The organism is Hahella ganghwensis DSM 17046 (assembly GCF_000376785.1).
In the GTDB taxonomy this organism is placed as follows: domain Bacteria; phylum Pseudomonadota; class Gammaproteobacteria; order Pseudomonadales; family Oleiphilaceae; genus Hahella; species Hahella ganghwensis.
Map to the genome: position 1 here is coordinate 1 of NZ_AQXX01000051.1, position 12722 is coordinate 12722.

Below are 12722 nucleotides of genomic sequence, written 5' to 3' on the forward strand. Positions count from 1 at the left end.
CTGGGCCTTGAGCCTTCTGATCTCCTCCTGCTCGGGAGTTAGCTTCCCATTGCCTCGAAAAGCCTGGCCGTCATCTCTGCGATGTTCCCTTATCCAGCGGCCCAGCATATTGGGGGTAATCCCAAGGCTTCGAGCAGCATCGGTTTGACTGTAGCCTTGATCCAGAACCAGGCTGATGGCATCCAATTTAAATTCTTTTGAGTACTTCTTTCGTGTGGTCAATTTCTTCATCTCCAGTTAGGGGTATTATCCTTAACTGGGTTGGTCTGTTCTATTAGGCCACGTCAAGGTGTTATTTGGTTGTTTAAAAAGACAGCGTATTTGAATAAGCTTGTCTGGTCTCTCGTATACTTTTGTCTGGCGTTTATAGGGGTGAATTTATTCGCTACATACCTAATGGATTGGTCGATAAGTCGATAAATAAAGCTGGCTTTAGACATTTTTCCTCATTGTTTTGGGTAATCATTATCAATATTTATTTGGTGGCTAAGCCTGTGTATTTGAGTATTAAGTAAAGTGCAGAAAGTCTATAAGAGGTAATTCTATGAGCAGCCCTGAGGCTTTAAAAACGTCAAACGTTATTTTATATATGCGTCATGAAAATTTTTGAAGGCTATTAAGTATGAAAAAAAAGTTTTTGGAGTGTTTGGTTCATATTTTTATAGTACTTCAAGGCTTGGTGTTCTTGGTGCCTGCAACCCTGATGTATATGACCGGTTTAGCTTTTTACATAAGACATCTTAGAGGTATGGAAATGCCTCAAATCGATCAAATTTTCAGGAATTGGGGTCAATTCAACCAAGTTTATAATGATGTTTTAACGCCTATGTTTTTCTTTGCTACAGGTATCGGTCTTATAGCGATTATGTTCCTGGTATTTTTATATAGATCTCGGACACTGAAAAGCATTCCGCTTCTTTTGAAGATCAGCTTGTTAATTGGGCTGCTTGCCTTAGCCCATCTATGGGGTTCTATTCTCTACTTCATGCCCCAGAGTCGCTATGACTCTGCTAATCTGGATTCGCTGATTGGGATATTAACACTGGGTGGTGTTGGAGTTTTTGTTCTTACGGCAACGATCATCACTTACATGGCTATTCGAGATAGATATTTTAATGGAAGGGGGACGAAGCGATCAGTTGAGGTCCAAGGAAGCGATGAGAGTTAATTCCTTTCCATCGTTATATTGATGTCTGGCATCTCATGAGGTGGACAGCGAAACCGTAGTTCCGTCTCCGACAGGTTGTATGCTATCCAGGGAGCGTTAGCAATATCAGGTCCTAGAGGGTTCATTTTGGGCGCTTTAAGACGGTGCATCCAGTGCATTAACAAGTTCCTTCACTAATGATTATCACTATGAAGACTTTTCTTCGGCTATTACTTCCTCGTAACGTTTTTGCTCTTCCGGTGACAGCCTGACATGCACATGAGACATAAACTCTTGAACTGTTTTTTCTACAGCGCTGTCTAAGTCATGATCTTGTTTGTAATAGTTACGATTTAACGCGCCGGGCCGGAAGTAGAATTCCAAATCGTGATCATCCGAAATGGGGATATGCCATAATCGTTCTTTAGGGCCGTTAGGCTTATCTGCAACATATTTGTACCGTTTGATACCGTTAACTGTCTCTAGCATGATTTGGTTGGTGGACTGGGGGTAACGCCAGAAATGTGATTCAGGAGTGATAGGAGTTGTTTTATTTTCCCTGTTCTTCCACAAGCTTCTATTCATCCCCCCCCAAATGTCATCGCTATAACTTAATAACCATTGCAGCATGTCTGCACTTTTTAAGAGGCTGTCGATTTTGCGGTAGTGTGGGTGACGCCTAATCAATGTTATATCAAGAGCAATATAGCCAATTGCACCCTCTCCGAAGGGCTTGTCCCAAAACTTCCAGCCCGTGTAAAGGAGGTTTACTGACATGCCTTTGTCTTCGTTTTGGTTCCAGGGTTCGAATAACTCCTCCTGATAGATATTCAAGACTTGTGGCGCTACCTTTTTGTCGGACATAACCTCATGAAGAGGACAGCGAAAGCTTAATTTTGTTCCGGAAAGATTGAATGCTTCCATTGGAGCCATAGCAATATCTGGCCCCATGGGATTCATCTTTGTGGCGTTAAAGCGGCGCAACCAGCGCATTAAAAACTTCCTCTGGTATTAGTATCCATGTCATTAACAAGGCCAAAGAATGATTTAACTTTGCTATTAAGTCTGGCTCTGGCCTGAACGTTAAAGTCGTTGCTGTCCATCATTGGATTTAGGTGTGGATTAATTGCTGTATCGCGGGAATAGGCTGCCATGATATTTCGGAAAGCGTCAGCCCCCATCCACACGGAAAAAGCTGCGCTACCAATAGCAGCTCCTATCACAGTAATTGCGGGCGCACCCCCAGCGATAGCCAATGCCATACTCCCTAGGCTGCATCCCGCCCCTTTAGAGACTAATAAGTTCTTGGCTGCAGTTTTAACATTTTGTCTTGAATCTTGGATCAGTCTATCGGAGATTTTTACATAATCTCCACCCCAGGTCTTTAATTGATTAGCCGCTTGTCGCTGCTGCCAGGTTCTTGCCATGACATTGCGCCAGTCATCCCCTTGGTACTTCATCACGTCTTTCGCAAGGTTCATTTGGTGTTGCTTAGCCCGGTCAAATAGCTGTGCCATGACCGGTGCTGGGGCTGCAAAAAACAAGGTGTGTTTATTTAGGGGGCTCTGCCTAGGAAGCTTTTCCAGTGCTTTCAGCAACAAGATTGCACCGTCCCCATGCACTGTCCATTTTACTTCTCGGTTCTGCATTTGGGTATCATACAAAGCTTTGGCTAGCTGGGTGGCAGTGAAATCCGCTGAGGTATTCTTTTGTTCTGGTGTGGACCATTCGCTACCTCGCCTATATAGCGGAGGAGGATTATAGACGAGAGTGTAACCCTCGCTTTTCAGTAAAGAGGCATCGTCTTTATATGCTGCAGAAATAATCCCAGGCATGATTTTTTGGGCCGCATCTTCAATATCTTCTGTTAGCCCGTTTATCGCTGCGTGATGTGTGAATATGCTATTGTCTGGACCTTCTTCCACTTTCCATTTGTTATTATTACATAGAACCTTATACAGGCCTGGGCCATGCCCTTCTGCATGCTCTGCCAGCTCAATATCCGTGATGTACACCCCTGGACCAAGTCCGCGATCGTTACCCGCTTGTAGAATGACATAGCAGATCCGCATATCCTCAACCACTTCCATATGCTCAAAGCCGTTGCGTTTGTTAGAGAACGCCTGAAAGCCTCCGGCATTGGAACGCAGCCTGGACAGCCATGACATGACCAGGGTCTTCTTGTGGTTACCGCGAGAGAGAATCAGGCTGGCTAACAGGCGGGCGACTTCGCCACCTTCAACGTAGATTTTACGTCCGCTTTCTGAGGCGGGACCATCTGACAGGAGGATATAGCCGGAAGCGGCGTTGCCCATAGCGCGTTTGAAGCCATGGTTGACGAGATCAGGCTGACTGATTCGGGTGCTGACATTTGCAGGTGCATTCATGGTGCAGAAGTTCTCCTTACTTATACTGCATACCTAAAAGAGAGTGCCGGGCACTTGGCCCGGTAGATGGCGTGTTGCCAGATAGATAACGCTTACAACTTCTTGCCTGTTTCCAGGTCGTAACCCACACGCTCTGGAGATGCGCCTTTATTGGCACGATCCGCGGCGGTATAGCTCATGGTGAGTTTGGAGTAGCTCAGGGACAGAGTTTCGGAAGGGGCAGATTCATTGCCTGCGGAGACGCTGTAACTGCTGAGGATCACATCTTCCAGTTCATAGCTGACGTACTTCTCGATTTTGTCAGCAGCGGTACGTACCACATCAATCACGACTTTCACGCCTGCATCCCCAGTCAGTGATTCCTTGAACAGACCGGAAGAAGCGGTATCCATGATCTTGCTGATATTCACTGTGGACAGAGCTGGGCGGGTCGCTTCCCGGTTGGACATATGGCCCGCTTCCATGGTGATGTGACGGCCAACGCCAAAGTTGAAACTATCCAGACGAATCCAGTCTTTATAGCCTTCAGCGGTCACATTGCCTTTCACGTTAAGTTGGTTGTAGTTCATGTAAATTGCCACGGGATTCTCCTTGTATCCCGTAATGCCCTCCAATGAAGGCGATAGATTCTCATTAGGAGGGCAACGATAGGAGGCCGCTGTGTATCATTCAATCGGGATTATGGGCTACATCGTTCGTTTAGGGCATTTGGGATAGGATGGGAATTTGGTTTATTCAGAGTGCTGCTCGTTTTCTAAGCAATCATTGGTTTGGCTGCTATATTGTTATTGGAGGAGCGTGGTAGCTAGGTCGACTGAGAGTCGGATCTGACCCTAATTGTTAGAAATGGCCTAAAGGTTTGGTGCCTTTTTGTCATTGGGGTTGTGCTATTTATTCTTGCTTTGACACAACTAAAGAGGGGAACCCGGTAATTTGGTTCGATCCAAACATAAGAGAAAACGGGGGGCCTATGGAGCAGCAATTTACTCAGCACAAAAAATCATTAACTGAGTGGCTTGAGAGTTGGCTAAATGGAGATGATTTGTGGGCCGAAACATATGGCTCGTAACAAGGCCAGCCAGATGGATTTAAACGTTTAAAAGGAGAAGAAAATGAGCATTAGTTATGGATGGGAAAAGCTGCATAGTGCTATTCATTCCTTGTGTGGTCAAGGCGAGCAGGCGGAACGATTGCTGAATTCCGTTGTGTTTAGCTTGATTCAGATTACACCGGAGAATGACTTGCCAGAAGAAATGCGGCAGGAATTTCAACAATTCATGGATGACATGACTTCAGTAGAAGCTCAACGAGATGAAGGGCGAGTTAAAGCTACCATAGATACTCTTGATGAGATTGAGATTGGTAATAAAATTGAAAAAGTCATTAGCTTTTATGACTCCATCTGCCGCCACTGCGAACCATTCTAAATTTAACATAGCCGCCCTCATCGTGGACGGTTAGTGTCAGGTGCAAAATCAGAAATGGATTATTCCCCAGTATTTAATCAAGTCTTCAAGCTATGGTGGGTCATTCCCATCCTACTCTTCATCTCTATTTTAAAATCGCCCTGGTTGAAGGGGCTTCTCGGAGAGATCTTTGTTAAATTTGCAGCGCGGCTTCGGTTGCCAGTAGATACCTACCATAGGATTCACAATGTAACACTGCAGACTCTAGACGGCACGACGCAGATTGACCACATATTTGTTTCCAGGTTTGGTATCTTTGTAGTGGAAACAAAGAACATGAAAGGCTGGATATTCGGTGGTGAAAATCAGCCTCAGTGGACACAGAAAATTTACAAGAAGTCCTTCAAATTTCAGAACCCACTTCGTCAAAATTACAAGCACGTAAAAGCATTGGAGGCGGCACTAGATGTACCGTCCGGAGTGCTTCATTCAGTAGTCGTTTTTACTGGAGAAAGCACATTCAAATCACCGATGCCGCCGAATGTTACCATCGGTACTGGTTTCATTACATATATCAAGTCTTTTTCAGCTCCGATTCTAAGTGAGGCCGAAGTTCAGCGTGCTATGAATCAAATTGAGTCTGGCCGTCTTGAGCCCACGCGAGAAACGCATCGTCAGCACGTCCGGCAGCTTAATACTCGCTCTAACCCGTTGGCTGAAAGGAAGTGTCCGAAATGTGGCAGTAACATGACCTTGCGCAAGGCTAAACGGGGTGCGAACGTCGGTAAACAGTTCTGGGGATGCTCAGCATATCCCAAGTGTAGGGTGGTTCAAAATGCCACCTAACAAATCAATAAACTTGGCACCTGTGGCGCCGGTTATTGAGGAGAATTTATACAAAAGGAATTTGGAGAATGGTGTGGCAGCAAAGTGAAACCACCCGGCAGAAAGTGACAGCCAAGAGGGGCATTGGATCAGAGAAACCCACGGCGCTATTACCGCCGTATCCAGCAGCAGACAAGTGAACGCCCAGGATAACCAGGAAAAGATACCAAAACACCCTGGTGGACGTGCAAGAGCACAGCTCGGAAACGGTGGCAGGCATCAAAAAACTGGAAGCCCTGGGCGCGCTCAAACTGTTGTCCGGTGGCCATGCCAATCTGTCCGCAGCAGACAATCTCAACCTGACCACTTCACGTAACTGGAATTGGTGTTGCTATTGCTGGAGGAACAGCCTACGGGGGTTATGCATGCGAAATTGTTGGCCGCTCGATTTTCCTTGGCAGGTTTTAGGGTGTGTAAATGATATCCAAAAGCTTCCTAGCTATGTCGCTATCGATACTTTTACTTTTAGGAGGTTGTCAGAAAGTGAATGGCAATTTTGATCCAGTTGGAAATGATGAGTTTTGTAAGAAACTGCTATCGGAAAATGATAGCGAAGATCTTTTCGACTGGATTAAAAAATCTGATGGAATAGAACGCTCCTTGGGAGAGTTAGAAGGGACAGAAGAGTCTGAAGCCTTCGCGGCTGAACTTCTAACTGCCGGTGCTAAGAAAGTTTGGGCAGTGGATATTGAGAGAGCTACGGATGACTACAAATTCGAAAATAGCGGAAAAGTGTGTTTGCTGCTTCCAGTTGAACAAGAAAAAAGATTCTCTTTGCTTGAGCTTGCGAATGAAATAGCAGAAGAGCAGGGATTTGATCCTATACCGGACAAAGGGCAAGAGTACCTTTACATTGTTCTAGATTAATTCTTGAAGCTCAGCTACCGCGGGGTTTATTGTTGTAAAGAATCCATTGTGTAATTAAAAAGCCGCCATCAACCTCAGATGTTCGTTTGATAGTTGATGGCGAAAATAACACTTGCCTTTAGGGCTTTAACGTAGAGCAAGCGTAATACCAGAAAATGGTGATAAAAGCCGCAAACGGGTGGGACTGAACTAGTTTAGTCCAGACCTATAACGCTGGGCTGGAGGCGAGATTATCTATGAAAATGCCTTTTTGGCCAGTCCGTTAATATCCATGATTTGGGGAGTCCCCATTTTACCAAGAAGCTCAAGCTGGATATGGATATTCACTTTGTTAACAGTTTTGAGGGTCTGTTCTCCGCCTAGAAACAAAGCTGGCTCGAAAGTGAACATTTCATCTGGGGCGAGTGGTCCGAACTTTTTCACGGCATCTTCAAAGATCGGCCTATCAGTATCTACATCATTCAGATCAATTGTCTCGGGGTCTTTTGTCGCAAAAAAGCCCCGAATGGCATCGTCCATTCCTCTGGAGCTGAGATTACCTTTCTTCTGGAATATCTCAGAGTCTCTTGGTTCTATAACGTATATATCGCCCTTTGTTTCATGCCAAATGAACAAGTCTCCAAAACCAGACCTCGCAATAACATGATACTTATCGACTTCTGGTATCTGAGCACTTGTGAGCCAAGTATTCATCGTTTGTCTGTATTCGTTAGGATCAACCGTAGAAAACAGTCTGCCTCTAAAGGAACAAAAACCAAACTCCCCCCAGTAGGCAAGCAATTGGTCAGGTAGTACATTACGGTATCCCAGTATGACTTCCTGGCTAACTTCCTTATATTTATCAGGTGTACCAAACTGTTCTAAGAACCACTCAAAATCTTCATCCAATGTAAATAGCCTTCCACTGAGTCAACTAGGCGCGAACCATCGTCCACTCACGTTGTAATAGTGAGCCTCGACTAAACACTGAGATATTGGTTAAGTCCTTGCGCCCAACAGATTGTCGAAAATATCCTCTGCCAAGAATTTCATGGAAAGATCAACATTCATGACGGCTTCTATGAACGACTTTGGAGGCAGGTATCGATGAGTAACCACGTAGTGATAAATCATCGATGGTGAAGCGAAATAACTATTGCCATTAATATCCGGTACAAGAATTTCACTCATACCAAGAGTCTTCTGCCGCTCAGTGTTTGATACAGTAATGTCCCTTTCACCACAAAGACTGCAAGGGTGTATGCCCCGTATCCGATTAAAGCTGGCATCAAACCGAGAATTTCCAACAATTATCGACGAAAGCTTACTATGAAATTCAGACCCCAGCTCACCCGTTTCAAACCCATGATCTTTATCCAACCAGCCAACATTCAGGATCTGCTTTACAGGTGAGGACAGATGATATTCGTAATATGATAAATCCTTAAAAAACATACTTTTCTCAGTACTCAAAAAATGCCGTACATGCAGCCCAATCAACACATCCCATATCGGGCGACAAAATTTTATCTAAGTTGGTTGCTTTCGCTGTAGATGTTGAACGGGAATAGATATTCAAATCCGTAGGTTTGGAAAGCGTGTAATTTGGAATCTCTGCTCCTGGCAACCACGTTGCCATTCCTTCGATATCACGGGCTACCCGCTCATTATTCCTAGCCGCATTACCTAAACCTACCCAATCGCCATTCTCTATATACCTACCCGTCTTGTCCAGTATGGAGATTCCAGGCTTCGGTAATGTAATTGAAGTGCCTTCAGGAACAATAATATTTCCATCAGGTGTGAAGAAGGTGCCATGCCCGGCTAACGCACGGCCAGTGCCACCTTCAGTCACCGTATTTGCGAATGAATGTCCAGACTCCAAATGATCGATATCCAGTGGGTCAGGCTCAGGCGTTTTAATTATTGGGCCAAAATCGGACTCAGCCCAATAGGATCCGTTGTTTGTTCGTAGTCCATCTGAGGCGTCTTTAGTAGTTGGTACCGAGCTGTCATCGCCTATTAACGATGTTTGTTCGCTGCTTTTCGTTCTCGACGAGAGTGGCGGTTCAACATGCCGAGGCTGAGGAGGCAAACTCTCTATCCCAACTTCACCGTTAAGCCACTTCTTGTTGTAGCTTCTTCGAACCTTTTGCGCAGCTCGTAATTCCCTGGCCAGATCTACCATAAGATCGATTGCCGCAACTGAGAAGGGACCAATGCGAGTTGCCTTAACCATTTTCGCACCTTTGGCCCCGGCATGTGCTGCCCTGCGAGCAATATTGCCAGCACCGCCTGTTGCGAGTGCCAGAAGCACCTCAACACCAACTTCAGCAACAATGCGAACTCCAATGGTACGCGAGTCTCTGTATGGGATTGTTTCCCAAAGACTCTCCAGGTAGTCCATGATCAGTCGCTCTGTGGCTCGATCATTAACTAGTTGCTGAAAAATCAGGTAGCCTTCCTTCGCTTTCGCAATCAGCTTTTCCGCACTATCCAGGCTATCAGCCACTTCAATGCCTAACGCCTGAAGGTCTTTCTTAACGCCATCGATATCTCCAGACAGAAGCTTCTGCTGGAACTGCGCCACAGCAACAGAGACATCAAAGACTAACTCAATGCCTTCTCCGACTACTTTGACTGTGAACTTAATGATGTCCCAAAGACCCACAATCAGATCTGCAATTGTATCTAAAGCTTCAGCCCCTACATCGTAGGCTTCGACCAGCTCACGATTGATAAAGGATCTGTTCCAATGAAGGCGGTCAACCTTGTCCTTACCAACCCACCTACCAAAAATATCTTTAGCAAACTCATCAGCCAAGTCATCCCGCACCCTTGACTGTGGAGTGCCAGTCGTCGCTTGGTTTGAATAGTTGTAGAACACCGGATCGTCGAAGACCCTCATCCGCTCTGCAAGCTTGTCATCGACTTCAAAGACTTTGATCTTGCCAGAAAGAATAAGTTGGTTCAGCGCACTTTGTAGCCCGATATCAAATAGGTTGTTTGGAGGGATCTCACCCGCAAGATGAAAGAGGCTGTTAATGGCAAAACGGTCTAACTGGCCAGTAATAAAGTCCAGCTCCGAGCTTGCCCAAAAGAGATCACCAGAAAAGCCTTCTCGTTTGAGAATAAACCATAGGAGGGTTTGAAATGATAAGGCGCGAAGATGTAATTGGTGGCACCGATTCGGTAGCCCTTTAGATCTCCGTGAGCGAGAAATAACTCCTGCGGTCCCATATGACAGCTTACTTCCTTATATTCTACATACAGTGGCACAGCCTGCACCGACAGCTATGTCGAAGACTGCGTATTACAAAGTGATTCAATACGAATTTTGGGAGGACCAATCCTTAGCATTGGGAGGTTGTCCAAAATAGGCGCAGATGGTAAACGAGATAGAGAGTCTTGAAAATCGGCCAGATGTCCTAGGATAAAAGTGTCGGAGTGTCTCCTTTGGCGGGGAAGGGTAAAAATTCACTCCTCCCCACGCCTGCGCGATTTGAGTAAATGCCGAGATTTTGAAATAGAGGTTAGGCTTTCAATCCCAAGGGAGACGGCTCCTGAAAAGATCTCGATTTCAATTATTGAATGCTTTGGAATCAAGTTGTCGCTGCGGATCTAGCTGAAGCGGATGTGATAGTTTTTTCTTCCATGTTTGCCTAGCTATAAACACAGTGAATCTCGCACACGTTAGAGAATTTGTATGCATGGCTAAACCAAGTGGCTCGATTTTACGATGATATAGCCATGAAAAGGCAATAAGACGGTAACTATCACTATTGTGATAACGAGCTCCTAAGAAGGAATAACTGCGCATGCACGGTTTATCGTGGATGATGTAGAGCGAAATTCCAGGATTTCAACCTGGAATCAGTGGGCTGGAGGAGCTATCTTCGAAGTGTTGAAATTGGAAATTCCCATGAGTGATATACGAAGGTTGGGGTTTAATATGGCATCAACAAATAGCGAAGACATATACTCTCTTATCGGGTTCGCACTTACCTACATTCAGTCTGTAGAAAAAAGCATTAGTTTTGTTACTACCTACGTATTGCAAGATGATGACCCACTGACCATAGAGAAACTAAACTCAATCGAGGCAAAGGAGCGAAAGAAAGCTCTTGGTTATTTCATCAATAAAGTTAAAGAAAGAGCTATTTTAGCGCCACCACTCGAAAATCTACTTGCAGGTTACCTCAAGAATAGAAATGATTTCATACATAGTCATGATCAAATACCTGGGTGGGACCTACATACGGAAGAAGGTAGAAATGTTGCAAAAAAATTTACAGTCAACTTGTGGCGTCAAGCCCATAAAATAAATGAAATATTTGCTGCTCTTGTTACTCGCTGGCAAGAGCAAACTGGAATTTATCCCCCGCATTCTCATGGCGGGGAAGAATACTTAAAAGAAATTGACGAGAAATACGGAGCATTTATTGATGTGCTATTCACGTCAAAATCATAGCAAGCGCAGGCATGTTCGCCCTTCGGACTGGGCTTCGCGGCTTGCCCCATGCTGCGGGCATTAGGCAATCAAAATAACTATTGAAGTAATATGACAAATAGAATAAAACAGCATCAGATAGAGGATCTATCCCGATATAAGTTTGCTCTATCTATACCTCAAAAATGGGTTTTTCGAGATAAAGATAAAGATTATGGGATTGATGGTGAAGTTGAAATCTTTAATGCGGAAGGAAAAGCTACAGGTTTAGTATTCTGGGTCCAACTAAAAGCTACTAGCTCCGAGCAGACTAGAACTATAAGAGGGTTCGATCTAAGCCTAGAAACTATCAAATATTATAAGAAACTTGAAATACCTGTGTTGATTGCTAGGTATTCTGAGCATGAAGATACCTTTTACGTTAAGTGGGCTGGCGAAATCGATACTTTTTATGCGAAAGATGATGCCAAGACAATGAGGGTAATATTTTCTGAGACCGATATTCTCGATGAAAAAAAGTTGGGAGACTTAAATAAATACTTAACAAAACTAAGAGCGATTAAATTAGGTTTTATTAAGCTTCCAATCGATATAAAAGTCTCTCTAAAAAGTAAGTCTATTTGTGGAGTTGCTTCGAGCGTACTCATCTCTAGAATTAGGTCAGAAATAAATAAGTTCAATAAAGTCGTGCGATTGGTATCAAATGATAGTTCTCTGTCTGCTGAAGTATTTATCGATGAAAGCACTATGAAAGTAGGCTTTTTAGATATTGCCGGTTGTACATTCCATAGCGTTGATTTAATGGAAGCCTCTACGTTAGCTGAAGATCTGCTACAGGACATTTCTCTGGCACTCTCCTTATCTCTCTCACAATTAGGATACAGTGACTTGGCAGCCAGAATAGTTTTTTCCCATGATTTACAGCATAGATTGAAATCTAAGCAGGAAATTTTCGAGGACCTTTTGCCCAGTCTATTGAAATCACAATACTTCAAGGAATCGCTCGAAATAGTCAGCGATTTTTGTGATGAGGCTGATAACAACTTTCTAGAAATGATCACTAATGCCACGCTACTTTTTATCCGAAGCACATCAGATGAAGAAAAGCAGGAAGCTATAGAAGCGTTTCTAAAGAAAAATATTGAAAGATATAGAGAAAAATCGCCTAACTTGTATGGTATTTCGCAATACAACTTGGGAAATTTTTTTAGGAGTACCGGTAGATTTCGCCAAGCAGCAAGGTGCATGCTGATAGCAAGGAGATATGAGTCTAAATACTACCATCAAGAATACTTCTACAGAGAGCTAGGGAGGCTCTGAATAACTCCCCAAATCAGTCATAATACGGCCAACTTCACTCATCAGGAATACTATCCATGGATCAGATGACTTTCTCCGAAGCTGAATACCAGAATAAGAAGCGTAAGACCCGCCGGGAAATCTTTCTGGAGCGAATGGATAAGCTGATCCCATGGAAACGCATGGAAAAGAAGATCGCCCGCTATTACCCCAAGGGCGAGAACGGCCGCCCTCCGTATCCGTTATCCACCATGCTTCGTGTCCACTGCATGCAGCTATTTTATAACCTCAGCGATCCTGCC

14 protein-coding genes are annotated in these 12722 nt (G+C 44.4%); 7 read left to right on the top strand and 7 right to left on the bottom strand.

From position 1 onward, the window contains the following. The coding region (locus F566_RS0101500) for a transposase (RefSeq protein WP_026179677.1) at positions 1–222 on the bottom strand (222 nt) is incomplete at its 3' end. 400 nt (positions 223–622) lie between these two features. Between F566_RS0101500 and F566_RS0101505 the strand changes: the two genes are divergently transcribed. Further along, complete coding sequence (locus tag F566_RS0101505; RefSeq protein WP_020405210.1) at positions 623–1168, top strand: hypothetical protein; 546 nt, start codon at positions 623–625, stop codon at positions 1166–1168. 186 nt (positions 1169–1354) lie between these two features. On the opposite strand, the gene F566_RS0101515 is transcribed toward F566_RS0101505, so the two are convergent. From F566_RS0101515 to F566_RS0101525, 3 genes are all read right to left on the bottom strand, one after another. Beyond that, positions 1355–2140 carry a hypothetical protein gene (locus F566_RS0101515; protein WP_020405212.1) on the bottom strand — a complete coding sequence of 262 codons (786 nt, stop codon included), beginning with the start codon at positions 2138–2140 and terminating at the stop codon, positions 1355–1357. Then, the gene (locus tag F566_RS0101520; RefSeq protein ID WP_020405213.1) at positions 2140–3534 is read right to left on the bottom strand and encodes a hypothetical protein; all 1395 of its coding nucleotides are present in this window, start codon (positions 3532–3534) and stop codon (positions 2140–2142) included. Before F566_RS0101520 ends, F566_RS0101515 begins: the two co-directional genes overlap by 1 nt. A 92-nt stretch (positions 3535–3626) precedes the next feature. Further along, the gene (locus tag F566_RS0101525; protein ID WP_020405214.1) at positions 3627–4115 is read right to left on the bottom strand and encodes an Hcp family type VI secretion system effector; all 489 of its coding nucleotides are present in this window, start codon (positions 4113–4115) and stop codon (positions 3627–3629) included. A 531-nt stretch (positions 4116–4646) separates the two neighbouring features. On the opposite strand from F566_RS0101525, the gene F566_RS0101530 reads away from it, so the two are divergent. The 3 genes from F566_RS0101530 to F566_RS0101545 all read left to right on the top strand — a co-directional run bounded on the left by F566_RS0101530 (position 4647) and on the right by F566_RS0101545 (position 6692). Further along, complete coding sequence (locus F566_RS0101530; protein ID WP_020405215.1) at positions 4647–4961, top strand: hypothetical protein; 315 nt, start codon at positions 4647–4649, stop codon at positions 4959–4961. Positions 4962–4994: 33 nt separating this feature from the next. Continuing rightward, positions 4995–5786, top strand: coding sequence for a nuclease-related domain-containing protein (locus F566_RS0101535; protein WP_245555121.1), 792 nt, complete (start codon positions 4995–4997; stop codon positions 5784–5786). Positions 5787–6308: 522 nt separating this feature from the next. After that, positions 6309–6692 carry a regulator of G-protein signaling domain-containing protein gene (locus F566_RS0101545; RefSeq protein ID WP_085942871.1) on the top strand — a complete coding sequence of 128 codons (384 nt, stop codon included), beginning with the start codon at positions 6309–6311 and terminating at the stop codon, positions 6690–6692. A 234-nt stretch (positions 6693–6926) separates the two neighbouring features. Here F566_RS0101545 and F566_RS0101550 read toward each other — a convergent pair whose 3' ends face one another. The 3 genes from F566_RS0101550 to F566_RS0101560 all read right to left on the bottom strand — a co-directional run bounded on the left by F566_RS0101550 (position 6927) and on the right by F566_RS0101560 (position 9495). Continuing rightward, a complete protein-coding gene (locus F566_RS0101550; RefSeq protein ID WP_020405219.1) occupies positions 6927–7580 on the bottom strand; it encodes a GAD-like domain-containing protein in 654 nt (217 codons plus the stop codon). A 90-nt stretch (positions 7581–7670) separates the two neighbouring features. After that, a complete protein-coding gene (locus tag F566_RS38415; protein WP_020405220.1) occupies positions 7671–8126 on the bottom strand; it encodes a DUF7919 family protein in 456 nt (151 codons plus the stop codon). A 7-nt stretch (positions 8127–8133) separates the two neighbouring features. Then, positions 8134–9495 (bottom strand): putative adhesin, encoded by a 1362-nt coding sequence (locus F566_RS0101560; RefSeq protein WP_157496560.1) that lies wholly within the window; start codon positions 9493–9495, stop codon positions 8134–8136. Between the two features lie 1098 nt (positions 9496–10593). On the opposite strand from F566_RS0101560, the gene F566_RS0101570 reads away from it, so the two are divergent. The 3 genes from F566_RS0101570 to F566_RS0101580 all read left to right on the top strand — a co-directional run. Then, on the top strand, positions 10594–11142 hold the full coding sequence (locus F566_RS0101570; RefSeq protein ID WP_211210564.1) for a hypothetical protein: 549 nt from the start codon (positions 10594–10596) through the stop codon (positions 11140–11142). Between the two features lie 90 nt (positions 11143–11232). Next, positions 11233–12441 carry a DUF4365 domain-containing protein gene (locus F566_RS0101575; RefSeq protein WP_020405224.1) on the top strand — a complete coding sequence of 403 codons (1209 nt, stop codon included), beginning with the start codon at positions 11233–11235 and terminating at the stop codon, positions 12439–12441. A gap of 56 nt (positions 12442–12497) precedes the next feature. Further along, a partial coding sequence (locus F566_RS0101580; RefSeq protein WP_020405225.1) for an IS5/IS1182 family transposase occupies positions 12498–12722 on the top strand: 225 nt, incomplete at its 3' end.